The organism is Mesorhizobium waimense, assembly GCF_003601975.1.
Taxonomy (GTDB): Bacteria; Pseudomonadota; Alphaproteobacteria; order Rhizobiales; family Rhizobiaceae; genus Mesorhizobium; species Mesorhizobium waimense.
In genome coordinates this window covers 40384-62444 of record NZ_QZWZ01000011.1, presented here as the reverse complement: position 1 = coordinate 62444, position 22061 = coordinate 40384, and the positions used below count along the sequence as shown (strand labels likewise).

Genomic DNA, 22061 nt, shown 5'->3' with positions numbered 1-22061 from the left:
GCTATCGGTGCCAGCCCGCGATCTTCAGATCGCCGAGCCGTTCAGCCTCTTGGCGGGGAACGACACGAATGGGCTGGGTGAAGGTCCAGACATGGCCTTCGGGATCGCGCGCCCGGTAAAGCCGTTCGCCATAAAACTGGTCGGCAGGCTCCTGGGTGATGTCGGCGCCGGCCGCCCTCGCCTGCTCGCAATGCGCGTCCAGGCCGGCAGCGAGGCGGATATAGATCGATTGCGTGTTCCGGCCACCGACGGAGGCCGGGCTGGCGATATGGTCGGCCCATTCGGAATCGACAATTATGTAGCCGTCGCCGAAGCGCATCTCGGCATGGACCAGCCTGCCGTCGGCGTCGCTGACGACCATGCTCGGCTCGAAGCCGAAGGCCGCCTCAAGCCATTTCAACGCGGCCCGCGGGTTCTTGTAGAATACGCCGGAACCTATGGTCGAGTGCTTGAACGGGTCGTCGACCGACATCGATCGGCGCTTAGGCCTGTTCGGCGCGGGCGGCGCGGCGCCGGCGCTCGCCCTTCTGGCTCTGCACGATGCGCACGCGCTTGACCCGGCGCGGATCGGCGTCGAGCACGTGGAACTCGAAGCCTGGTATGGCCTGCACCACTTCGCCACGGGCCGGCACGCGGCCAAGCGTGTTGAAGATCATGCCGCCTATGGTGTCGACATATTCGCCATGCTCGCCGGCGGCGAAATCCTCGCCGATCATCTTGGCGACCTCGTCGATCTCGGCCTTGCCGTCGACGATGAACACGCCTTCGCCGGTCTGGGTGATCATCGGCTCGTCGTCGTCATGCTCGTCCTCGATGTCGCCGACCACCATCTCGACGATGTCTTCCAGCGAGGCGAGGCCGTCGGTGCCGCCATATTCGTCGATGACCAGCGCCATCTGGGTGCGCGTCGTCTGCATCCGGCCCATGAGGTCGGAGGCAAGCATGGACGGCGGCACGAACAGCACCGGGCGGATCAGGTTGAGATCGCCGATGGTGCGCGCGAGATCGACCTGGGCGAGATCAAGCAGCGTCGTGGCCGGCGCTTTCCTGCTGGTCCGGCCCTTCTTGACGCGGGCGACCTTGGTGATGTGGGCAAGCACGTCGCGGATATGGACCATGCCACGCGGATCGTCGAGCGTCTCGGAATAGACAGGCATGCGCGAATGGCCGGACTGTTCGAACAGGCCGAGAAGATCGCCTAGCGTCGTCGTTATCTCGACCGCCTCGATGTCGGCGCGCGGCACCATGACGTCCTCGACGCGCACCTCGCGCAGGCGCAGGATGTTGTTGAGCATCGCCCGTTCGCCGGGCGAGAAGGCACCGGCATCACTGGTCGTCTCGGCAAGCGCGCCGGCAATTTCCTCGCGCAGGCTGGTACCGTTGCGCTGCCTGAACAGGCCAAGCACGCGATCGAACAGGGAAGGACCGGCAGGCGATGGCTCGCTGGCGATGCTGCCGGTCGTGGTACTCGGACTCGAGCCCTCTTCCGTCGTTTCGGAAGGCTTGGTCGCACTGCCGGCGTCGGGGCGGGCGGCAGTCTCTGGTTTGTCGTTCATCGTCGTCCGGTCAATTGATCTTTTTAGTTACGCGTAGGGATCGGGAATGGCAAGCCTCGCAAGCGCTGAGCGCTCGATCGCTTCCATCTCCTCGGCCTCGGCGTCGGTCTCGTGATCGTAGCCCAGAAGGTGCAGCAGGCCGTGGATGACGAGATGGGTGATATGGTTCTCCAGCGGCTTGTCTTCCAGACCCGCCTCCTTCGCGACCGTCTCGGCGGCCAGCACGATGTCGCCCAGCATCGGCGGCAGCGGACCGCCTTTCGGAAACGGAAAAGCCGGGAAAGACAAGACGTTGGTGGGTTTGTCCTTGCCGCGCCAGCCGGCGTTCAGGGTGCGGATATGGGCGTCGTCGGAAAAGACGATGCTGAGCTCGGAACGGCCGTCGGTGACGGTTTCGGCCAAGGCGGATGACACGGCGCGATCGACCAGACGCCTCAGTGCCGCCTCATCGGGCCAGTCGCCCGACTCGATCGAAATATCGATATCGACGGGAACCGAAAGATCCCCGCCGCCAGGTTTTATGTCTTCAGGCATGAGCCCGCATCGTCACATCAGTTCTCGGCGCCAAGGCCGCGCGCCAACTTGGCATCGCGGTCATAGGCCCTGACGATTTCCGCCACGAGCGGATGGCGAACCACGTCGCCGTCGCCGAAGCGAACCGTCACCGCGCCCGCCACGCCATCGAGGACACGCAGCGCTTCGACCAGGCCCGATTTGGTGTTCGAGGGAAGGTCGATCTGCGTCGGATCGCCGGTTACGATCATGCGCGAGTTCTCACCGAGACGGGTGAGGAACATCTTCATCTGCATCGGCGTGGTGTTCTGCGCCTCGTCGAGGATGACCGCGGCATGTGCCAGCGTGCGGCCGCGCATGAAGGCTAAAGGCGCGATCTCGATCACTTCGGCGGCAATGGCGCGCTCGACCTTGTCGGCCGGCATCATGTCATAGAGCGCGTCATAGAGCGGTCTGAGATAGGGATCGACCTTTTCCTTCATGTCGCCGGGCAGGAACCCCAGCCGCTCGCCGGCCTCGACGGCTGGCCGCGACAGGATGATGCGTTCGACCATGCCGCGCTCGAGCAGCATTGCCGCATGCGCCACCGCCAGATAGGTCTTGCCGGTGCCGGCCGGGCCGATGCCGAAGACAAGCTCGGACCGCTCCAGCGCCCGCATATAGGCGTCCTGGTTGAGCGAGCGGGCATAGATGGTCTTCTTGCGCGTCGATATCTGGGCGGCGGACATCTTGCCCTTGCGTTCCAGTGTCGGCAGCGTCAGCTGGTCGTCGGCGGCGATCGCCATGCGAACGGCGCCGTCGACGTCGGACTGGCCGATATCGACGCCTTTCTGGAGAATGCCGTAGAGATTGTCCAAGGCGCGGCGCGCCTGCTCGGCCGCCGAGGCCGAGCCTTTTATGGTCAGCTGGTTGCCGCGCGAGCGGATATCGACGCCGAGCTTCTGCTCGAGTCTCGCCAGATTCTCGTCGAACTGGCCGTACAGGGCGCTGGCAAGCTTGTTGTTGTCGAAGGTCAGAACGATGTGCGCCATGTCAGAGGCCCCGGATGCCTGGCTCGGGGGCAGATTCTTCAGTTCAGCAGCGCTCAACCGTCTCTCCTCATCTGCCGAGGCCGTCAGGCCAATTCGGCGAACAGGCTATTGTAGCCCGTCCTTGTGATTCGCACCTGGATAATGTCACCGATTTCGCCGGCCTTTTCATCAACAATAACCGGCTGCAGCCATGGCGAGCGGCCGACCTTCTGACCGGCCTGGCGGCCCGGCTTCTCGATCAGCGTGTCGATGGTCCTGCCGACCAGGCTCATGCCGAAGTCCTGCTGCTGCTTCAGGAGCAGGGCCTGCAGGCGCTGCAGGCGTTCGTCCTTGACGGCTTCCGGCACGTGATCGGCCATTTCGGCGCCCGGCGTGCCCGGACGCGGCGAATATTTGAACGAGAAGGCCGAGGCATAGTTGACATGGCGCACGAGTTCCATCGTCGCCTCGAAATCCGCTTCGCTCTCGCCGGGAAAGCCGACAATGAAGTCGCCGGACAGCGCAATGTCGCCGCGCGCCGCTCGGATACGCTCGATCAGCGCCAGATAGTCGCTTGCCGTATGCCTGCGGTTCATCGTCTTGAGGATACGGTCCGAGCCCGATTGCACCGGCAGGTGCAGATAGGGCATCAGCGCGGGCAAGTCGCGGTGGGCAGCGATCAGTTCGTCGTCCATGTCGCGCGGATGGCTGGTGGTGTAGCGCAGCCGCGCCAGCCCGGGGATTTCGGCCAGCCGGAACAGCAGGCGGCCAAGGCCCCATTCGGCGCCGTCCTCGCCCAGGCCGTGCCAGGCGTTGACATTCTGGCCGAGCAGCGTCACCTCACGCACGCCGGCCTCGGCCAGGCGCTCGGCCTCGGCGACGATCTGCGCCACCGGGCGCGACACTTCGGAGCCGCGCGTATAGGGCACGACGCAGAAGGTGCAGAATTTGTCGCAGCCCTCCTGCACGGTGAGGAAGGCGGTGACGCCGCGTTTGATCACCTCGGCGCGCTTCGGCTGCGGCAGATGCTCGAACTTGTCCTCGACAGCGTATTCGGTCTCGACGATCTTTTCACCGCCGCGCACCCTGGCCAGCACGTCGGGCAGCCGGTGGTAGGTCTGCGGGCCGATGACCAGATCGACGGCGGGCGAGCGACGGATGATTTCGGCGCCTTCGGCCTGCGCCACGCAGCCGGCGACGCCGATCAGCAGTTCGCGGCCGGCCGCGGCGCGCTCGGCCTTCATATCGCGGATGCGGCCAAGTTCGGAGTAGACCTTTTCCGCCGCCTTTTCGCGGATATGGCAGGTGTTGAGCAGGACCAGATCGGCCTCGATGATGGTATCGGTCGCAACATAGCCGTCGGCGGCCAGCGCATCGGTCATGCGCTGCGAATCGTAGACGTTCATCTGGCAGCCATAAGTCTTGACGAAGACTTTTTTCGCCGTGCCAGCGGGTGCAGGTGCGCTGTCAGCCGCAGGGCCGATGTCGTCGCGCTCTATCGTGTTCAAGTCCATTGGGCGGCTTCTAACGCCTTTCCGTGACAAAAAACAGACGATTCTGGCCTAGCGCTTTCAGCCTACCGGCTCGGGCGCGGGTCGGCGAGGGCCGCCTGCACCATCTCGTGCACCCTGGCTTCCATCAATCTCGCCGTCTCCTTGCGGTTGGAGCCTTTGGCAAAGGCAATCGGCTCGCCGAAATGCACTTCGACGTCGAGCGCACCCTCGGCCAGCAGCACCTTGAGATGCGGCATCAGATCCTCGTCGCCGATCCAGGCGGCGATCGGACGGTGGCGGCGGCCGAGCGGCACGCCGTGCAGCCGCGTATAGGCGATCGCCACCGGCTGGATGAACACCTGTTCGGCCGCGCCTTCCACGATCGCCATCGAGGCAGCGCCGAACAGCGTGCTCTTGAAGGGCAGCACCAGATTGCCGTCGCCGGTCGAGCCCTCGGCGAACAGCACCATGGCATCGCCCTTGGCCATGCGGCTGGCGATCTCACTCGCCTGGTCGCCTGACGTGCGCTTGCGCTCGCGCTCGATGAAGACCGTGCGCTGCAGTTTCGACAGCATGCCGATCAGCGGCCAGCCTTCCATATCGGCGCGGGCAATGAACTTCACATCTACCATGGAGCCGAGCACCACAATGTCGGTCCAGGAGATGTGGTTTGACGCAACCAGCAGCGGACGCTGGCTGGAGAGCGTTCCCTTGACGTGGATGCGCAATCCCAGAGCCCTGGCGATCACCCTGTGCCAGATCTTCAGGATGAACGTCTCCGGCCAGAGCCCGGTCTTCATCGACAGGATCTGCAACGGCACGAAGATCAGCGAGACGGCGACGACGAGGGCCAGCGCCACGAAAATCCTGAACTTCTTGATCATTCGCCGACCCTGCCCGCACTCTGGCTAGCGAAGATCGCGGCGCATGACAAGCGCGCCGGTCGGGCCGTGCTCCGGCGACCGGTAGTAGTTGGCGCGCTTGCCGACTTCACGGAAGCCGAGCCGCCGGTAGAGCGCAATGGCGGCGACGTTGGTCTCGTCGACCTCGAGGAAAAGCGCCTCGGCGCGCTGCGCGTGCAATTCGCGCAGGACCGCATCCATCAACTGCCAGCCAAGCCCCTGGCGGCGGTGGGAGCGGGCGACGGCAACGGTCAAGATCTCGCCTTCGCCCGCCGACAGCCGCGCCAGCACGAAGCCGACCGGCGGTTTGGAGCCCTGTCCGGTCTCGCGCGCGGCATAGCCGAACACCGTGTCCTGCTCGAGCAGCGAGGCAAATTCGCCGTCGGTCCAGGGCCGGACAAAATCCTCCTGGTGCAGCGCCGAGACAGCGGGACTGTCGGCAACCGTCAGCGGTTCGAGCGCATAGTCCCTGCGGCGCGGCTGAAAGAAGGGAATGCGCATTAACTGACCTGCCTCGGTAGAATGAACCCCGCCTGTGGCTTGGCGTCGGCACCGCGCAGGTAAAGCGGTTTCGGCTTTTCGCCTGCACCCTTGATGGCGGCCAGCCTCGCATAGACGGCGATATCGGCGGTGGCCGCGTTCGAGCCGATGTCGAAGGCGAGGCCGGCCGATGCCGCAATTTGCGGGGCAGCCGTACCAGCGAGCGCCGCAGACATGTCCGCAGCCATGGTGGCGGCCTGAGAAAGCGTCGTCACTGCCGGACCGTAAGTCAAAACTGACGCTTTATCATACAGCGCAGCATGGATCTCGTCGCGTCCGGCATCGAGCGCGGCCAGGACCGGCCGGCCCGGAAACATCGCTGCAGCCTCCGCCGCCAGTGCTTCCAGCGTCGTTACGCCGATTGCCGGGATTTTCAGCGCCAGCGCCAGGCCGCGCGACGCCGACACGCCGACGCGCAGGCCGGTGAAGGAACCGGGGCCGACGGAGACGGCAATGGCGCCAAGGTCGGGATAGCCGGTCCCTGCGGCCTGCAACGCCGCATCGATAACCGCCATCAGGTGCTCGGCATGGCCCTTGCCGAGATCGAGCACCTGGCGGCCAAGCTCACTGCCGGTCGCCGCGTCATAGACGCAGGCGGCGCAGAGGCTGGCGGCACAGTCGATGGCAAGCAACTTCATGGTGTCTGGTTAACGCCCAGGGTTGAAAAACAATTCCCTGTGCCCGCCCTGGCCCGCCGCCGCAAGGGGGATGGTGCACAATTGTTAAGCGGCTTCACTTCGGCCAGGGTCCTAATCCGTCAACCTTTGGGCGGCGCTCACTATGCCACCTGATTGATGCGCAGCATGTGATTGTCCCAGACATAGTCAGGCTCTGAGCGCGTCGCGCCATTGCCTTCGACGATCTCGCCGGCACCCGTCGTCGCCATGAAGCCCGAGCCATCCGGCGCCAGGCCGCAGACCTCGACCAGCGCCCTGGTGGCGACGATACGGCCGCTGGCGGCGTCGATGACGGCAAGCGAATTTCCTTCCGGCGAGGAGACGGCGACCGTTCCGGCGGCGGGGTTGGCGGCGACCGAGCCGATATAGTTCCTGAAGCCTGACAGCACGTGCTGCGGCATGTCGAGCAGTTGCAGATCCTTGCCGCGCGCGGCTCGCCCGACCAGCAGCGGACGATCGGTGCCCGGCCCCCGGTACTGGCAGCCGAACCAGACCGTGCCGGACGGATCGGCATCCATGTGGCGGATCGACAGCTGGTGTAGTGCTGCCGGCAATTCGTGCTTTTCGATGAGGTCGCCGGTGATGCGATCGACCAGCACATAGGACGGCTTCATCGTCGCGATGTTGAGCTCGGCGCGGCCGTAGTCCGGATGCGTCTCGATGCCGCCATTGGCGACGGCGATCGTCCTGCCGTCGCCCAGCAGCAGGAGCTCGTGCGGTCCCATGCCGTAGGTCGGGAACTCGCCGACGCGGCTGAATTTTGCGCGCGCGTCATAGACGCCGACGACGCCGGCGGCGTTGTCGAAATCATTTTCGGTGGCGTAAAGCAGCGCCCCATCGGTCGAGAATACGCCATGGCCGAAGAAGTGGCGGCCGGTGATGCTGGCGATGGTCAGCGGCTTGTCGCGGCCTTTATGGTCGAAGACCACGGCGAATGTGCCGGGCTGCCTGGCGAAGACCACCGAGCGCTTCGACACCGGATCGAAGGTGACGTCGTGGCCACGGTCGGGCAGGTCGATGGCGTGCAACACCTTGCCGGCCTCGGACAATACGGCGGCGCCATAGCTGCCGTCGCGCTTGACGAAGGCGGTGGCAAAGACAGCATCCGTGCCAAGCATGTTTGCCCAGGCCTGAGGCGCCATCGTAGCGATGAAGCCTGCGCCAGCGGCCTTGAGGAAATCACGGCGGTCGATCAGCGGCGTCCTCATGCTCAATCCCCATCCAGCGAGGAAAAGCCGGCGGTCAGGCCGAATTCGGCGGTCAGCCTGGTGCCGATCAGGGTTGTCAGGCTAGAGGTGATCAACGCGAAATGGTCGAGTTTTTCGCGCAGCGCCGGATCGACGAGCGCCTTGTCGATCGGGCCCTGCACGGACTTCGCGGTGGCGACGCCGTTGACCAGCTGGATATGGATCGACTCGGCCATCCAGCGTGCGTCCTCCGGCAGCGCGTCGCCAAGTTGCGAGGCCTCAAACAGCGTATCCATGCCGGTGAGATTTCCAGCCAGCGACGTGGCGGTGTTTTGCGAGCGCCAATAGATCGCCTGTTTCGGCTTGTCGCCGCCCGGCTTGCCACCCAGGAAGCCTTTGAGCCGCACGTCGCGGACCATTTCCAACTCGTTGATGAAGACACCCACCAATTCGGTCACCGCCTCGGTGCCGTCGCGGTAGAGCGGGTTTTGCGGTCCCGGATTGGCCCAGAGTGCGGCAAAGCCATCGGGCTTGTTCCAGGCCTCATCGACGTCGGCGGCCATGGTTTCGATGTTGCCGGCGACAGCGGCGCCATAGGCACAGCGATAGGGCTCATCGTTGCCGGCGAGGGCTTCGGCGCCGTCGCCATAGAGCACGAACTCAAGCGCGCCGAGCCCCTGCATGGCGACGCTCTTGCCGGCCAATTGTACCGGATCGGTGGCGATCGGGTCCTTGCCGGCCAATGCCGCCTGCACCTGCTTCAGGCCGATGCTCTTGCGGTCCGGCCAGTAGTGCATGCGTTCCAGCCGGTTGTTCTCCTTGATCGGCCCGAAGCCGATGATCTCGGCCTCCGACCATGCCTCGACCGTTGCCGAATATTCGGCACGCGCCGCATCGAGAGCACTTTGCGAAGGTGCATCGCACAGATTGCGCATCGATTTGGTCATGGTTTCAGTGTGCCGATGCAGGCTGGCATAGGCGGGACGGACAAAGCCGTCTATCGCGCGCCCTATTACGTCGGTAGCCTTCACCTCAGCCGACGCCGGGGAAACACCGGACATCGCCAGCGGAAGAACGAGAGCAAGCAAGAAGCGCTTCAGCATCAGAGTGACCCCAGGAATTTGACCAGCGCATCGCGGTCGGTCGCATTGGCGGCGGCAAAGCGGTCGCGCGCCTTCCGGCCCTCGCCGCCATGCCAAAGGATAGCCTCGGCGAGCGTGCGCGCGCGCCCGTCATGAAGGAAGAAAGAGTTGCCGTTGACCGTCTGGGTCAGGCCGATGCCCCACAGTGGCGGGGTGCGCCATTCGCTGCCCGTCGCCTCGCCCACGGCCTGCCCGTCGGCCAGATCAGGCCCCATGTCGTGCAGCAGAAAATCGGAATACGGCCAGATCAACTGGAAGGCCTGCGCCTTGTTAGGCGTGCCGCGAAGGGTGACGAATTTCGGCGTGTGGCAGGAAATGCAGCCCATCTCGTAGAACTGCTTCTTGCCGGCGAGCACACCAGGCTTGTCGAGGTCGCGTCGCGCCGGCACGGCAAGGTTTTGCGAATAGAAGGTGACGAGCTCCATGACTGGCGGGGGCGCCTCGACCGGGCCGAGGCGCTGCTGCACGCCGTTCGGCATGACAAGACATGCTTCTTCGGCAGCGGTGCATTCGCCTTCGCTCTTCGGCATCTCAGGCGTCGAGATGCCGATGTCGCCGGAGAAGGCGTCCGCGGCCTGCTCGCGGATCGACGGCGTCTGCGCCTTCCAGCCGAAGCGACCGAGCGTTAGTCGGCCGCTCAGGCCGTCGCGCACGATGTTGGGCTTGCCGGAAATGCCGTCGCCATCGCGGTCGTCCGGATCGGCATGGGCGAGGATATCGGCCGGCGCGATCTGCTCGATCAGGCCAAGGCCTATCATCGGCGGCGTCAGGCGCGGCGACAGTGTGGTGTGCGGGTCGAGCGGCCCGTAAGCCAGGCCATCGACCGAATAGCTGGGCTTGCGCAGCAAAACGACGCTGCCGTCGCCGAGCGTCACCGTCTGTTCCTGATAGGCGACATGCATCCTGCCTTCGCCGCGCAGACCGGGAACGGCGAGGTCCTGCAGTTGCGCACCGTAGACCGGGTCAGGAAAATTGAGCACCTTGTGGTCGGCGATCTCCGCCTTTTCTTCCGCGGTGCTGGCATCGCGCGCCAGCCGCAGGAACATCGAGGTGGAGCCGACGTCGCCTTCCGGCGGACGGCCGCGGCCGTCCTTCAGATGGCAATTCTGGCAGGCGCGCTCATTGAACAGCGGTCCAAGCCCGTCCGAAGCCTGGGTCGAGGATGGCGACGACACCCAGTTCTTGCGGAAAAGGGCATTGCCGAGCTTGAAGGTGCCTTCTTCCTCGAAGGTGATATTGGCGGAAAATTGCGAGAAGGCGTCGCGGTTGGCGTCCTTGCGCGACGTACCGGCGCCGCCCTGCATCAGCTCGAACGGCTCGGGCTTGGAAAAATCCGTGGTTGGCCGGGTGACGGCAAGGACGCGGGCCTGATCCTTTGGCGTCAGATCGGTGCGGCTGGTGGCGAGGCCGGCCGGTTCCGGCGCGCCGGCCAGCGCCGAAGCCGAAAGTGTCAGCACGACTGCAAGCGAAGCCCCGCGAAACACCTGGTATCGCGGGGGCTTCTGGGGCGGCGGGCCATGATCTTGGGCCCGCCGCAAGCGGCGCAAGAGTTCTACGGGGCGCCGCATTCCCGCATGTCCTTAGTCCGCCGCGTCGGCCGATGCGGCGTTGAGCTGGCCGTATTTTTCCTCGCCGATCGAGGCAAGCAGGTCGAGCTGCGTCTCGAGGAAGTCGATGTGACCTTCCTCGTCGGACAGCAATTCCTCGAACAGTTTCATCGACACGTAGTCGCCTGCTTCTTCGCAAATCTCGCGCGAGCGCTTGTAGGCGGTGCGCGCGTCATATTCGCCGGCCAGATCGGATTCGAGCACTTCCTTGACGTTCTGCCCGATGCGCAGCGGCGCCACCGACTGCAGGTTCGGATGCCCTTCCAGGAAGATGATGCGGGCCACGAGCTTGTCGGCATGGTGCATCTCCTCGATCGATTCGGCGCGTTCCTTCTTTGCCAGCTTGGCGTATCCCCAGTCTTCGAGCAGCCGGAAATGCACCCAATATTGATTGACGGCCCCAAGCTCCAGAAACAGAGCCTCGTTAAGCCGCTCGATGATCTGCTTTTCGCCTTTCATGGGTTCTGCTCCCGTATTGGACGCGCAGGCCTCTGACGCGATCCAGGTGTGAAACGATGTCCACGCCGCTCGCCTCCGAGCGGGCGTGGTAGTTCTCGGTTACCCGAATGATCGTTTCCACCACATTTGGGAAGCAGCCGCAACAGCGGCCGCGCTTGTGCATGGCATGATAGACTTTTGCCGGCACGATAAGCTGCCAGGGATCCTGGTCCAGCAGCTCGACGATCGACTGCTCGATCTCCCTCTCAGTGATAATGTTGCAATGGCAGATCAGCATAGTTTGCTCTGGCTGACGGCGCTTCCGCGCCGTTTGGCTGGTACTTTTTAGATCCTACTTGAACACCTTGTCCGGCGCGTCGAGGCTGTCGGAACCCTCGAAGGCGATGGTGTTTAGCTTCAGCGAGCCGACGGCGCGTTCGATCGACTTGGTCTGGTCGATCAGCGCGTCGATCGCCGCCTGCACCGTGGCGTTGCCTTCGGTGTTGCCTTCGGCGATCTGCTGGTCATACGCCTCGCCGGCCAGCGCACGCGCCTTGATGGCCTCCATCTTGGCGACGGAGACGTCGAGCTTGTCCGACAGTTCCTTGTCGATCGCCGGATCGGCCGCCTTGACCATGTCGTGCACCGAAGGCCCCTGAACGACGGTGCCGTCGAGGCGCGTGTAGCTGGCGAGATAGGCGGCGCGGATGCCGATGGCGTCGTAGAGATGCGAGTTATAGGTGTTGTCGGAGAAGCAGTCGTGCTCCTCTTCCGGATCGTGCAGCAGCAGGCCGAGCTTCATGCGCTCGCCGGCCAGTTCGCCATAGGACAGCGAGCCCATGCCGGTGAAGATCGTTGTGATTGCGGTGTTCGGCTCGCCGTCGACGAGGCTCTTGCGGGCGGCGCCGTCTTCCTTCCAGTCGTTGACCATATCCTGCAGGTCGGAAACCAGAAGGTCGCTCGCCGACTTCAGGTATTCGGCGCGGCGGTCGCAATTGCCGCCGGTGCAGTTGGCGAGGTCATAGTCGGTGTAAGGCCGCTCGCCGGCACCCGGACCGGTGCCGTGCAGGTCCTGGCCCCAGAGCAGGAATTCAATGGCGTGATAGCCGGTCGCGACATTGGCCTCGACCCCGCCGGCCTCCTGCAGCGTGCCGGAGAGGAATTCCGGCGACAGCTTCGAAGCGTCGACCTTCTTGCCGTTGATTTCGATCTCCTTGTTGGCGATCACATTGGCGGTGTAGAGCGAATTGGTGTCGGACTCGGTGCCGTAGCTCTTGGCGACATAGTCGATCAGGCCTTCGTCCAGCGGCCAGGAATTCACCTTGCCCTCCCAGTCGTCGACGAGCTTGTTGCCGAAGCGGTAGACCTCGGTCTGCTGGTAGGGAACGCGCGATGCCTTCCAGGCTTCGCGGGCGGCGTTCAGCGTATCGGTGGACGGCTTGGCGAGCAGTGCGTCGACAGCCTTGTCGAGGGCCTGCGCGGTGGTCAGCGAATCCTCATATTTGGCGAGCGCGATGTCGGCATAGGTCTTGATGACCGCCTTGGCATCGGTTTCCGCCTTGGCCGGCAGCACGAACACCGCCGCCGTCAATAGAGCCGTAGCGCCGATCGCAGCCAGCCTGCCGCCATATCGTGCTGTCATCATCGTTCTCCAGTTCATTGGGAATTCAGGAAAAGGCGTGCGTGCCAACCGGTGCCAGGGCATAGCTATGCCGCAGGACACAAGAGACGCCGCGCCACTGCGCGGTTCGCGGAAGAAAGACACCGAAATGCCTCCAATCGAAAGGGTTCAAGGCCCAAACATCAAAGGGATGCGCTGACGCGCGAGCCTCCATAAAGCGGCGAAGGGGTCGGAAGTCAACTGGCGGGTCCAAGAAAATTCAATTGAAACAACAGTTTAGAATTATTCTAAACTACCACTGTCAACTTTAAGCTCTTATGCCGGTAGAAACACAGCGATTGACAGGCGACCATTCCGGGTGCGACCCGGATCGCGGCTCTTGCGGCGGCGGCGGACAATCGCCACCTGGCGTAACAGCCTAGAATTGAAGTGAAAAAGCAGGATTGCGATGAAGAACGGTGTGGTCATTGTCGGTGCGGGGCATGCGGGCGTGCAGGCGGCCGCAAGCCTGCGCGAAGAGGGCTTTGATGGACCGGTTATCCTGATCGGCGACGAAAACGAGCTGCCCTACCACAAGCCGCCACTGTCGAAGACCTTCATCAAGGACCAGGAGGCAAAGCCGCAGCCGTTGCGCGGCGAGGCCTTCTATTCGGGCAGCGCCATCGACTACCGGCCGGGCATCCGGATCGACGCTATCGATGCCGGTGCCCGCAGGCTGGAGATATCGGGCGGCGGCGCGCTCGGCTTCGACCGGCTGATCCTGGCGACCGGCTCGCGACCGCGCATTCTCAAGCTGCCCGGTTCGGATCTGTCCGGCGTGCTGTCGCTGCGCTCGATCGCCGACGCCCGGCTGATCCGCGCGCTCAGTGCTCAAAGCGAGGATGTCGTCATCCTCGGCGGCGGCTTCATCGGGCTGGAGATCGCGGCGACGCTGAGGGCTGCCGGCCGCAATGTGACGGTGGTCGAAGCCGTCGACCGGCTGCTTGGCCGGGCGGTGGCGCCGGTCATCGCCAGCCATGTCCGGCAGCGGCTGGAAGCGATGGGCGTGCGCATCCTCACCAGCACCACCATAGATCGGCTCGAAGGTGAAGACGGCCATGTGTCGGGCGCCGTGACCTCCAGCGGCGAGCAACTGCCGGCGCAGATGGTCATCATCGGCATCGGCGTGGTGCCCAATGTCGAACTGGCCGAGGCGGCCGGCATCGCGACCGCCAATGGCATCCGCGTCGACCAGCAGATGCGCAGCTCGATGCCCGAGATTCTCGCCATCGGCGACGCTGCGTCCTATCGGCACTGGTTCACCGGCGCCGATTTGCGGCTGGAATCGGTGCAGAACGCCACCGACCAGGCGCGGCTTGCCGCGCGCACCGTGCTTGGCCATGCGGACGCCTATTCCGCCGTGCCCTGGTTCTGGTCGGACATCGGCGACATGAAGCTGCAGATGGTCGGCCTGACATCGGGCGGCGACAGCCATGTCGTGCTGGGTGATATCAACGAGAACAAGTTCTCGATCTACCATTATGCGGCCAACCGGCTGCTCGGCATCGAATCGGTCAACCGACCGGGCGACCACATGCTCGGCCGCAAGATGCTCGGCGCCGGCTTCTCGCCGACGCCGCAGACGGTCGCGGCAGGTCCCGAGGGACTGAAGGCGGCGCTCGCCGCCTTCCAGCAGGATGAGCCTGCACGAGCGGCTGGTTAGGCGGCGCGCGCTTCGCGGATCGAGCTTTCCAGAATGTCGAGCGCTTCGTTCATGACGCCGTCCTGGATGGTGATCGGCGACAGGAAGCGGATGACATTGCCGTAGACGCCGCAGGTGAGCAGGATCAGGCCCTTGTCCAGTGCCTTCAGCCTGACCGCATTGGCGATCTCGGCCGACGGCAGGCCCTTCTTCACATCGTTGAACTCGACCGCGTTCATGAAGCCCGGACCTCTGATATCGACGATCTCCGGCACATCGTCTCGGAACGACTGCAGCCGCTGCTTCAGCCGGGCGCCGAGCGCATTGGCGCGGTCGCAGAGCTTTTCCTCCTCGATCACGTCGAGCACGGCAAGCGCGGCGGCGACGCCGATCGGGCTGCCGCCATAGGTGCCGCCGAGACCGCCGGGGCCCGGCGCATCCATGAGTTCGGCGCGGCCAGTGACCGCCGCCAGCGGGAAGCCGCCGGCCAGGCTTTTGGCCATGGTGGTGATGTCGGCGGCGACCTCGTGATGGTCCATGGCGAACATTTTGCCGGTGCGGGCAAAGCCGGTCTGCACCTCGTCGGCGATCAGCAGCATGCCGTGCTGGTCGCAGATCTTGCGCAGCGCCGCCATGAAATCGCGTGGCGCTTCGTAGAAACCGCCCTCGCCCTGCACGGGCTCGAGGATGATCGCGGCGACGCGGGCCGGGTCGACATCGGCCTTGAACAGCCGGTCGAGCGCTGCCAGCGAATCGGCGACGGACACGCCATGTAGCGGCACCGGGAACGGCGCGTGGAAGACGTCAGCCGGCATGGCGCCGAAGCCGACCTTGTAGGGCACGACCTTGCCGGTCAGCGCCATGCCCATGAAGGTGCGGCCATGGAAGCCGCCGGAAAAGGCGATGACCGCCGGACGCCCGGTGGCGTTGCGGGCGATCTTGATGGCGTTCTCGACCGCCTCGGCACCGGTGGTGACGAAAATCGTCTTCTTGTCGAACTTGCCGGGCAGCAGGCCGTTCAGCCGCTCGGCCAGGCGCACATAACTCTCATAGGGCACAACCTGGTGGCAGGTGTGGGTGAAGCGGTCGAGTTGCGCCTTGACCGCCTCGATGACCTTGGGGTGGCGGTGGCCAGTGTTGACGACGGCGATGCCCGACGAGAAGTCGATGTAGCGGCGGCCCTCGACGTCCCAGATCTCCGAATTCTCGGCGCGGTCGGCGTAGATCTGCGTGGTCATGCCGACGCCGCGCGAAATCGACTGGTTCTTGCGCTCGGAAATGGCTGAATTCTTCATTTCATCCCTCATCGGGCCGGCGCCCGTTCTCGTTGCTGGCTGTTCCAGACCTCTTCTGACCTTATTTCACGTTTTCCTCAAGTCGGCAGCATTGCCAGGCGATTGGGCCTGCCGCCGCGTGCCCGAAGGCTGCGCCAGCCAGCTCATAACCAATCCGCCGATACGCGTACGAAAAGGTTCCCATTTTCGAGGGATCGACTATCTTCGCAATCGCCTTTGACGGCTCGTCTTAAGAGCGTCCGGGCTGGTGAGGGACCCATGTGCAGGAACGCGACACCGTCCGCCCCGCAGCCGCCTTTCCCTCGCCCTTGTCATTCCCGACCTGTCGCGCCATTTTCGCCTTTGCAACGATGCCGCTGGCCGGCTACCAGAAGCAGGAGGCGGCCGAGAAGAAACTGCCGGTCATGGTGCGCACCGAGACCGTAGCGATGGCCGATTATGCGCCGAGAACCTCGCTCACCGGGGTGATCGCGGCGCGCACATCGCCGGCACGGCAATCACACTTCTGTTCCTGCCCGCGCTTTATGTGACGTGGTTCAGGATCAAGGAGCCGAAAGGCAGGGAAGAACCTCCCGTCTCGGAGAGCGGAGAATTGGTGCAAGATCCCGCTTAAGGCTCTGCTGGGTCATTCGTTCCCGTCGCAGAGGAAGGGCGCGACTTGGCACGCTGGCAAGGCGATGATTTTGAGCTGCGCCAGGCATGCCAGCCTTCTGGCAAGTCGGCCAATGCCAGGATGCTTTCATCCCGCTGCACCACATTTTGCAAGCCGACGATCATTATGTCGCGTTCATCGACGGTTCCAGTTTCGTCGTTGTGGAATTGCCAACTGCCGTCGTCATCGTCATGCGACACATATGCGATCCAGTCGCCGCGGGTAACTATTCTCTTAATCCAAAAACACGGCGACGTTAGGTGGGTCTTCGAACTTCCATTCCTCCATAGGACCTCCCCGAATACCGTTGGTGATGCGCAGGAAGAACGAATTCAAGCCGTTCTCACGAACCCTTCGCTCGCCCTGAGCAGGTTGCGCGTGTAGTCCTTGGTCACGCGATGCCCTATAAGTTGGCTCGCCGTGAGGTTCTCCACCGCTTCGCCGTTCTGCATCACCATCAGCCGCTCGCACATATGGGTGACAATGGCGAGGTCGTGGCTGACCATCAGGAAGGTCAGCTTGCGCCGCCGCCGGATCTCCTCCAGCAGGTTGAGCACTTCCGCCTGCACCGAGGCATCGAGTGCCGAGGTCGGTTCGTCGAGCAGCAGGATCGAGGGTTCGAGGATGAGCGCCCGCGCGATCGCCACGCGCTGGCGCTGGCCGCCGGAGAGTTGATGCGCATAGCGGAAGCGGAAACCGGTTCCGAGGCCCACCTCGTCCAGCGCGCGCTGAATGCGCTTCTCGCCGTCGGCAAAGCCGTGGATGGCGAGCGGCTCCTGCAGCAGGCGGTCGACCGTCTGGCGCGGATGCAGCGAGCCATAGGGATCCTGAAAGACCATCTGGACCTCGCGATAGAAGGCCTTGTCACGGCGCGTGCCGAGCGTCTTGCCGTTGACGGCGATGCTGCCCGAAGCGGCCGGCACCAGACCAGCGATGGCTTTCAGCAGCGTCGACTTGCCGGAACCGCTCTCGCCGACCAGTCCGAAGGAGTCGCCTGATTTGACTTCGAGGCTGACGCCCTTCAGCGCGCGAAAGCGGTCGAACACCACCTCCAGTCCGTCGATGGAAAGTGCGGCATTCATGCCGCCCACTCCGGCTTGCGGTCGAGAACCGGCAGCGGGTGGCGTTCGAAGCCGATCCTGGGCATGCAATTGAGCAGGCCGCGCGTATAGGGATGCTGGGCGTCGCGGAGCTCCGACGCCTTGAGCTGCTCGACCACCTTGCCGGCATACATGACGATGACACGGTCGCAGAAGGAGGAGACCAGGCGCAGATCATGCGAGATGAAGATCAGTCCCATGCCGCGTTCGCTGACCAGCTTGTCGAGGATGCCGAGCACGTCGAGCTGCACGGTGACGTCGAGCGCCGAGGTCGGCTCGTCGGCGATCATCATCTCGGGTCCGGCGATCAGCATCATGGCGATCATGGCGCGCTGGCCCATGCCGCCCGAGACCTCGTGCGGATGCAGGTCGAAGACGCGGGCGGGGTCGCGGATCTGCACCGCCTCCAGCATGGCGAGCGCGCGGTCACGCGCCTCGGCCTTGCCGACCTTCTCATGCGTGCGCAGCGTCTCGACGATCTGGCGGCCGATGCTCATCACCGGGTCGAGCGAATATTTCGGATCTTGCAGGATCATGGCGATGCGTTTGCCGCGCAGCGCCCGGCGCTGGCGGGCCGGCGCCGCCAGCAGATCGATGCCGTCGAAGGCGAGCTTTTTCGCCTTCACCTCGGCCTGCGGTGGGGTCAAGCCCATGATGGCACGGCCGGTCTGCGACTTGCCGGAGCCGCTCTCGCCGACGATGCCGAGCCGCTCGCGGCCAAGCGAGAAGGAAACGCCGCGCACCGCCTGGACCAGGCCGGTCCGGGTCGGGAAGTTGACGCGCAGGTCGTCGACCTCGAGAAGCGTGCTCATTGGTCACCACTCATTGTTCACCACTCCGGGGATCGAGCGCATCGCGCAGGCCGTCGCCGAGCAGGTTGAAGCCGAGGCTGACGATGAGGATGGCGAAGCCCGGTGCACCGGCTACCCACCACTGGTCGAGCACGAAGCGGCGGCCGGACGCGATCATCGTGCCCCACTCGGGCAGCGGCGGCTGCGCGCCGAGGCCGAGGAAGCCGAGGCCGGCGGCGGTAAGGATGATGCCGGCCATGTCGAGCGTCACCCGGATGATCAGCGAGGAGATGCAAAGCGGCATGATGTGGCGCAGCACGATGCGGAACGGCGAGGCGCCCATCAATTGCACTGCCTTGATGTAATCGGAATTGCGCACCGTCAGCGTTTCGGCGCGCGCTATGCGCGCATAGGGTGGCCACGAGGTGATGGCGATGGCCAGCACCGCGTTCTCGATGCCGGGGCCAAGGGCGGCGACGAAGGCAAGCGCCAGGATCAGCTTGGGGAATGCCAGGAAGATGTCGGTGATGCGCATCAGGATCGCATCGGTCCAGCCGCCGGCATAGCCTGCGACCGTGCCGACCAAGAGGCCGATGGGCGCCGCGATGATGGCGACGAGAATGACGACGTAGAGCGTCCAGCGCGAGCCATAGATTATGCGCGAATAGATATCGCGGCCGAGATCGTCGGTGCCGAACCAGTGCGCGGCACTTGGCGCCAAGAGCCGCGAGCCCTTGAGGTCGCCAATGGTCGGCGAATAGGGGGCCAGCACGTCGGCGAAAGCCGCGACCACCAGCAGCCCGATGATGATGAGCAGCCCGACAAATGCCAGCCGGTTGGCGGAAAAGCGCCGCCAGGCCACATAGGCGCGGCCGAGCCTTGCCTGCATGCGTGAGGCCGGCCGATCGCTGAGCAGCCAGTCACGCCGGCTCTGGATTGCTTCCGCGCTCATCCTGCCTTGGTCCTTGGATCGAGCACCCGGTAGAGCAGGTCGGAGAAAAGATTGATGGCGATGAAGACCGAGCCGATGACGATCGTGCCGCCGAGCACGGCATTCATGTCGGCGTTTTGCAGCGAATTGGTGATGTAGAGGCCGATGCCCGGCCACGAGAACACCGTCTCGGTCAGCACCGAGCCTTCGAGCAACCCGGCATAGGAGAGCGCGATCACCGTGACCATCGGCACCGCGGCATTGCGCAGTGCGTGGGCCCAGATGATGCGCTGTTCCGACAGGCCCTTGGCGCGCGCGGCGACGATGTATTCCTGCGAAAGCTCGTTCAGCATGAAGGAGCGCGTCATGCGGCTGATATAGGCAAGCGAGAAATAGCCAAGCAGCGAGGCCGGCAGGATGATGTGGCGAAAGGCGTCGTAAAAGACATCCCACTGCCCCTGCATCGCCGCGTCGAGGAGATAGAAGCCGGTGATCGGTGTGAAGGTGTATTCGTAGACGACGTCGAGCCGTGCCGGGAAAGCCACCCACTGCAGCTTGGCGTAAAACAGGACAAGGCAAAGCAGGCCCAGCCAGAAGATCGGCACGGAATAACCGATCAGGCCGATGATGCGCACGATCTGGTCGATGAGGCTGCCGCGCCGTACTGCCGCCAGAACGCCTAATGGCACGCCGATGACGGAACCGATCAGCGTGCCGAGCGTCGCCAGTTCGATCGTCGCCGGGAAGGCGCGACGGATGTCGGTCATCACCGGGTTGGTGGTCAGCACCGAGGTGCCGAAATCGCCGTTCAGGGCATTTTTCACGTAGATATAGAACTGCTCGATCAGCGGCAGGTCGAGCCCCATCTCGCGGCGCGTGCGCTCGATCACATTGGCCGGCGCCCGATCGCCGAGCACCGCCAGCACCGGATCGATCGGGATGACGCGGCCGATGAAGAAGGTCACCGCGAGAAGACCGAGATAGGTCGTTATCGCGATCACCAGGAAGCGGCCGATCGATGACGCGACAGCGGCAGCACGGGCGCTGCCGCGCCCTGCCGCCGCCTGGTTTTCAGCTGCGCTCATTGAGCGCGTCCGCCCGCGATCACTCCTTGGAGACCGGTCCGACGAAATTCGAGTCGAAGCTCGGACCGAGCGCAAAGCCCTTGAGGTTCTTGCGCAGGCCAGCCACTTCCAGCTGCTGGTGGATGATAACGAAGGGGCTGGTGTCGAGGATCTTCTTCTGCAGATCCTGGTACATCGCGGCGCGCTTGGCCGAATCCTTCTCGAGCAGGGCGGCTTCGGTTTGCTTTGTCAGGTCCGGAATGTCCCAGGCATTGCGCCACGCGAGCGTCTTGGTCTTGCCTGCATCCGAGTTGTCGGGGTTCGAGGCGAAGGTCTGGGCGTTGGAGTTCGGATCGAAGTAATCCTGGCCCCACTGGCCGATATAGATGTCGTGGTTGCGGGCGCGGTATTTGGTCAGCGTCTGCTTGCCGTCGCCGGGGATGATCTCCAGCTTGATGCCGACCTGACCCAGCGTCTGCTGGATCGATTCGGCCATGCCTGTCTCCGGCTGTTTGCTGCGCACGTCCATCGTTACGCTGAAGCCGTCGGGCAAGCCGGCCTTGGCCAGAAGTTCCTTGGCCTTGGCGACGTCGAGCTTGAACGGATTCTCGTCCAGTTCGCCGAGCACGCCCTTGGGCAGGAAGGATTGGTGGATCTCGCCAATGCCCTTGAGGATGGTGGAGCCGAGAGCATCGTAGTCGACCAGATATTTGAACGCCTGGCGAACCTCAGGCTTGGCGAGGTTGGGGTTTTTCTGGTTGAGGCTGATGTAATAGACCGTGCCCTTGGGCGCGCTGGTGGTGGTCAGATCGGCATTCTTGGCGATGGCGTCGAGATCGTTGGGCTCGAGGTTGCGGGCAACGTCGATGTCGCCTGCCTCAAGCGCCAGGCGCTGCGCCGAGCTCTCCTTCATGTTGCGATAGATGACGCGGGCGAGCTTGGCCTTTTCGCCGAAGTAATTGTCATTGCGCTCCATGACGACGGCTTCGTTGGCACGCCATTCGCGCAGCTTGAACTGGCCGGACCCGGCGTAGCCGGTCTTCAGCCAGGCATTGCCGAAATCATTGTCCCATTTGTAATCGGCGCTCGGCGTGACCGCCGCGACATGTTCCTTGACCAGCTTGGCATCGACAACCGAGGCAACGGTGGCCGACAGGCAATTCAGCACGAAGCTCGGCGCATAGGCCTTGTCGACGGTGAACTGGAAGGTCGTGTCGTCGACGGCCTTGGCCTTCTCGGCGACATTGTCGCCGCTGATGCCGAACTGGCTGATGATGAAGGCCGGGCTCTTGTCCAGCTTGACGGCACGCTCGAAGGAATAGGCGACATCGGCCGCCGTGATCGGATTGCCGGAGGCGAATTTCAGGCCGGGCTTGAGCTTGAAGGTGTAGGTCAGGCCGTCGTCGGAGACGGTCCAGCTTTCGGCGAGATCGCCTTTGACCTTAGAGGTGTCGCTGAGGTCGAGGCGGACCAGGAGATCGTAGGTGTTGCCGGTGACCTCCGCGGTCGACAGTTCGAACGCCTCGCCCGGATCCATGGAGATGATGTCGTCGATGGCGAAGCCTTCGACCAGCGTGTCGGCAGGCGTCACGGCGAAAGCGGGCGCTACGAGCAGCGCGGACAGTGCGGCACCTGCAAGCAATGCGCGTGAGCGGAGAGCAAACTTTTCCATCATCATGGTGGTCGTTCCCTGTTTTGTTGGTTTGTTGACCTGAGTTCCCGGCTCAGGATTGCAGAATTCTTTCGGGGTCGAGCGACAGCCCCATGACCCTTTAGCGTCGTGGCTTTTGTCCAATTGGTCAACACCATATCCGGCGGCTCCCAAGCCGGCAACGAGCATTTGCAAGACACGTATTGGACC

Annotated in this window: 23 protein-coding genes; 2 read left to right on the top strand and 21 right to left on the bottom strand. The window is 64.0% G+C overall.

The window, feature by feature from the left end:
• Position 1: 1 nt before the first annotated feature.
• The 14 genes from D3227_RS15850 to D3227_RS15785 form a co-directional block, all read right to left on the bottom strand.
• The gene (locus tag D3227_RS15850) at positions 2 to 472 is read right to left on the bottom strand and encodes a VOC family protein (RefSeq protein WP_120015046.1); all 471 of its coding nucleotides are present in this window, start codon (positions 470 to 472) and stop codon (positions 2 to 4) included.
• 10 nt (positions 473 to 482) lie between these two features.
• Positions 483 to 1556, bottom strand: a complete 1074-nt coding sequence (locus D3227_RS15845; protein WP_120015045.1) for a hemolysin family protein — start codon at positions 1554 to 1556, stop codon at positions 483 to 485.
• A 27-nt stretch (positions 1557 to 1583) separates the two neighbouring features.
• Positions 1584 to 2090 carry an rRNA maturation RNase YbeY gene (gene ybeY, locus D3227_RS15840; RefSeq protein WP_120015044.1) on the bottom strand — a complete coding sequence of 169 codons (507 nt, stop codon included), beginning with the start codon at positions 2088 to 2090 and terminating at the stop codon, positions 1584 to 1586.
• A 17-nt stretch (positions 2091 to 2107) separates the two neighbouring features.
• The gene (locus tag D3227_RS15835) at positions 2108 to 3100 is read right to left on the bottom strand and encodes a PhoH family protein (RefSeq protein WP_245451770.1); all 993 of its coding nucleotides are present in this window, start codon (positions 3098 to 3100) and stop codon (positions 2108 to 2110) included.
• An 83-nt stretch (positions 3101 to 3183) separates the two neighbouring features.
• The gene (miaB, locus tag D3227_RS15830) at positions 3184 to 4593 is read right to left on the bottom strand and encodes a tRNA (N6-isopentenyl adenosine(37)-C2)-methylthiotransferase MiaB (protein WP_120015042.1); all 1410 of its coding nucleotides are present in this window, start codon (positions 4591 to 4593) and stop codon (positions 3184 to 3186) included.
• A gap of 62 nt (positions 4594 to 4655) precedes the next feature.
• Positions 4656 to 5456 carry a lyso-ornithine lipid O-acyltransferase gene (gene olsA, locus D3227_RS15825; RefSeq protein ID WP_120015041.1) on the bottom strand — a complete coding sequence of 267 codons (801 nt, stop codon included), beginning with the start codon at positions 5454 to 5456 and terminating at the stop codon, positions 4656 to 4658.
• Positions 5457 to 5480: 24 nt separating this feature from the next.
• A complete protein-coding gene (rimI, locus tag D3227_RS15820; RefSeq protein ID WP_120015040.1) occupies positions 5481 to 5975 on the bottom strand; it encodes a ribosomal protein S18-alanine N-acetyltransferase in 495 nt (164 codons plus the stop codon).
• Positions 5975 to 6652, bottom strand: coding sequence for a tRNA (adenosine(37)-N6)-threonylcarbamoyltransferase complex dimerization subunit type 1 TsaB (gene tsaB / locus D3227_RS15815; RefSeq protein WP_120015039.1), 678 nt, complete (start codon positions 6650 to 6652; stop codon positions 5975 to 5977). Before tsaB ends, rimI begins: the two co-directional genes overlap by 1 nt.
• A gap of 140 nt (positions 6653 to 6792) precedes the next feature.
• Positions 6793 to 7899 carry a DUF1513 domain-containing protein gene (locus D3227_RS15810; protein WP_120015038.1) on the bottom strand — a complete coding sequence of 369 codons (1107 nt, stop codon included), beginning with the start codon at positions 7897 to 7899 and terminating at the stop codon, positions 6793 to 6795.
• A 2-nt stretch (positions 7900 to 7901) separates the two neighbouring features.
• Positions 7902 to 8981, bottom strand: a complete 1080-nt coding sequence (locus D3227_RS15805; protein ID WP_120015037.1) for an imelysin family protein — start codon at positions 8979 to 8981, stop codon at positions 7902 to 7904.
• Positions 8981 to 10588 carry a di-heme oxidoreductase family protein gene (locus tag D3227_RS15800; RefSeq protein WP_120015036.1) on the bottom strand — a complete coding sequence of 536 codons (1608 nt, stop codon included), beginning with the start codon at positions 10586 to 10588 and terminating at the stop codon, positions 8981 to 8983. The genes D3227_RS15805 and D3227_RS15800 overlap by 1 nt, the downstream gene beginning before the upstream one ends.
• A gap of 12 nt (positions 10589 to 10600) precedes the next feature.
• A complete protein-coding gene (bfr, locus tag D3227_RS15795; RefSeq protein WP_120015035.1) occupies positions 10601 to 11086 on the bottom strand; it encodes a bacterioferritin in 486 nt (161 codons plus the stop codon).
• Positions 11052 to 11363, bottom strand: a complete 312-nt coding sequence (locus D3227_RS15790) for a hypothetical protein (RefSeq protein WP_006201122.1) — start codon at positions 11361 to 11363, stop codon at positions 11052 to 11054. The genes bfr and D3227_RS15790 overlap by 35 nt, the downstream gene beginning before the upstream one ends.
• A gap of 54 nt (positions 11364 to 11417) precedes the next feature.
• Entirely contained in the window at positions 11418 to 12707 is a 1290-nt protein-coding gene (locus D3227_RS15785; protein WP_120015149.1) for an imelysin family protein, read from the bottom strand.
• Between the two features lie 427 nt (positions 12708 to 13134).
• Between D3227_RS15785 and D3227_RS15780 the strand changes: the two genes are divergently transcribed.
• Positions 13135 to 14388, top strand: coding sequence for an NAD(P)/FAD-dependent oxidoreductase (locus D3227_RS15780; protein WP_120015034.1), 1254 nt, complete (start codon positions 13135 to 13137; stop codon positions 14386 to 14388).
• Here the strand turns inward: D3227_RS15780 and D3227_RS15775 are convergent.
• A complete protein-coding gene (locus D3227_RS15775; RefSeq protein ID WP_120015033.1) occupies positions 14385 to 15662 on the bottom strand; it encodes a 4-aminobutyrate--2-oxoglutarate transaminase in 1278 nt (425 codons plus the stop codon). The two genes, D3227_RS15780 and D3227_RS15775, sit on opposite strands and share 4 nt — an antisense overlap.
• Positions 15663 to 15922: 260 nt before the next feature.
• Between D3227_RS15775 and D3227_RS15770 the strand changes: the two genes are divergently transcribed.
• Positions 15923 to 16192 carry a hypothetical protein gene (locus D3227_RS15770; protein ID WP_245451769.1) on the top strand — a complete coding sequence of 90 codons (270 nt, stop codon included), beginning with the start codon at positions 15923 to 15925 and terminating at the stop codon, positions 16190 to 16192.
• Between the two features lie 79 nt (positions 16193 to 16271).
• Here D3227_RS15770 and D3227_RS15765 read toward each other — a convergent pair whose 3' ends face one another.
• The 6 genes from D3227_RS15765 to D3227_RS15740 all read right to left on the bottom strand — a co-directional run bounded on the left by D3227_RS15765 (position 16272) and on the right by D3227_RS15740 (position 21878).
• The gene (locus D3227_RS15765; RefSeq protein ID WP_208646379.1) at positions 16272 to 16514 is read right to left on the bottom strand and encodes a hypothetical protein; all 243 of its coding nucleotides are present in this window, start codon (positions 16512 to 16514) and stop codon (positions 16272 to 16274) included.
• A 132-nt stretch (positions 16515 to 16646) separates the two neighbouring features.
• On the bottom strand, positions 16647 to 17396 hold the full coding sequence (locus D3227_RS15760; protein WP_120015148.1) for an ABC transporter ATP-binding protein: 750 nt from the start codon (positions 17394 to 17396) through the stop codon (positions 16647 to 16649).
• Positions 17393 to 18226: an ABC transporter ATP-binding protein gene (locus D3227_RS15755; RefSeq protein WP_120015032.1), complete on the bottom strand. Its 834-nt coding sequence runs from the start codon at positions 18224 to 18226 to the stop codon at positions 17393 to 17395. Before D3227_RS15755 ends, D3227_RS15760 begins: the two co-directional genes overlap by 4 nt.
• Positions 18227 to 18236: 10 nt before the next feature.
• On the bottom strand, positions 18237 to 19157 hold the full coding sequence (nikC, locus tag D3227_RS15750; protein WP_120015031.1) for a nickel transporter permease: 921 nt from the start codon (positions 19155 to 19157) through the stop codon (positions 18237 to 18239).
• Positions 19154 to 20221: an ABC transporter permease gene (locus D3227_RS15745; protein ID WP_120015030.1), complete on the bottom strand. Its 1068-nt coding sequence runs from the start codon at positions 20219 to 20221 to the stop codon at positions 19154 to 19156. The genes nikC and D3227_RS15745 overlap by 4 nt, the downstream gene beginning before the upstream one ends.
• A 19-nt stretch (positions 20222 to 20240) precedes the next feature.
• On the bottom strand, positions 20241 to 21878 hold the full coding sequence (locus D3227_RS15740; protein WP_120015029.1) for an ABC transporter substrate-binding protein: 1638 nt from the start codon (positions 21876 to 21878) through the stop codon (positions 20241 to 20243).
• Between the last annotated feature and the right edge of the window lie 183 nt (positions 21879 to 22061).

What these genes read in the sequence shown, in the direction of transcription:
- D3227_RS15850 (WP_120015046.1), bottom strand. Translation starts at nt 472, where the DNA reads ATGTCGGTCGACGACCCGTTCAAGCACTCGACCATAGGTTCCGGCGTA.
- D3227_RS15845 (WP_120015045.1), bottom strand. Translation starts at nt 1,556, where the DNA reads ATGAACGACAAACCAGAGACTGCCGCCCGCCCCGACGCCGGCAGTGCG.
- ybeY (WP_120015044.1), bottom strand. Translation starts at nt 2,090, where the DNA reads ATGCCTGAAGACATAAAACCTGGCGGCGGGGATCTTTCGGTTCCCGTC.
- D3227_RS15835 (WP_245451770.1), bottom strand. Translation starts at nt 3,100, where the DNA reads ATGGCGCACATCGTTCTGACCTTCGACAACAACAAGCTTGCCAGCGCC.
- miaB (WP_120015042.1), bottom strand. Translation starts at nt 4,593, where the DNA reads ATGGACTTGAACACGATAGAGCGCGACGACATCGGCCCTGCGGCTGAC.
- olsA (WP_120015041.1), bottom strand. Translation starts at nt 5,456, where the DNA reads ATGATCAAGAAGTTCAGGATTTTCGTGGCGCTGGCCCTCGTCGTCGCC.
- rimI (WP_120015040.1), bottom strand. Translation starts at nt 5,975, where the DNA reads ATGCGCATTCCCTTCTTTCAGCCGCGCCGCAGGGACTATGCGCTCGAA.
- tsaB (WP_120015039.1), bottom strand. Translation starts at nt 6,652, where the DNA reads ATGAAGTTGCTTGCCATCGACTGTGCCGCCAGCCTCTGCGCCGCCTGC.
- D3227_RS15810 (WP_120015038.1), bottom strand. Translation starts at nt 7,899, where the DNA reads ATGAGGACGCCGCTGATCGACCGCCGTGATTTCCTCAAGGCCGCTGGC.
- D3227_RS15805 (WP_120015037.1), bottom strand. Translation starts at nt 8,981, where the DNA reads ATGCTGAAGCGCTTCTTGCTTGCTCTCGTTCTTCCGCTGGCGATGTCC.
- D3227_RS15800 (WP_120015036.1), bottom strand. Translation starts at nt 10,588, where the DNA reads ATGCGGCGCCCCGTAGAACTCTTGCGCCGCTTGCGGCGGGCCCAAGAT.
- bfr (WP_120015035.1), bottom strand. Translation starts at nt 11,086, where the DNA reads ATGAAAGGCGAAAAGCAGATCATCGAGCGGCTTAACGAGGCTCTGTTT.
- D3227_RS15790 (WP_006201122.1), bottom strand. Translation starts at nt 11,363, where the DNA reads ATGCTGATCTGCCATTGCAACATTATCACTGAGAGGGAGATCGAGCAG.
- D3227_RS15785 (WP_120015149.1), bottom strand. Translation starts at nt 12,707, where the DNA reads ATGACAGCACGATATGGCGGCAGGCTGGCTGCGATCGGCGCTACGGCT.
- D3227_RS15780 (WP_120015034.1), top strand. Translation starts at nt 13,135, where the DNA reads ATGAAGAACGGTGTGGTCATTGTCGGTGCGGGGCATGCGGGCGTGCAG.
- D3227_RS15775 (WP_120015033.1), bottom strand. Translation starts at nt 15,662, where the DNA reads ATGAAGAATTCAGCCATTTCCGAGCGCAAGAACCAGTCGATTTCGCGC.
- D3227_RS15760 (WP_120015148.1), bottom strand. Translation starts at nt 17,396, where the DNA reads ATGAATGCCGCACTTTCCATCGACGGACTGGAGGTGGTGTTCGACCGC.
- D3227_RS15755 (WP_120015032.1), bottom strand. Translation starts at nt 18,226, where the DNA reads ATGAGCACGCTTCTCGAGGTCGACGACCTGCGCGTCAACTTCCCGACC.
- nikC (WP_120015031.1), bottom strand. Translation starts at nt 19,157, where the DNA reads ATGAGCGCGGAAGCAATCCAGAGCCGGCGTGACTGGCTGCTCAGCGAT.
- D3227_RS15745 (WP_120015030.1), bottom strand. Translation starts at nt 20,221, where the DNA reads ATGAGCGCAGCTGAAAACCAGGCGGCGGCAGGGCGCGGCAGCGCCCGT.
- D3227_RS15740 (WP_120015029.1), bottom strand. Translation starts at nt 21,878, where the DNA reads ATGATGATGGAAAAGTTTGCTCTCCGCTCACGCGCATTGCTTGCAGGT.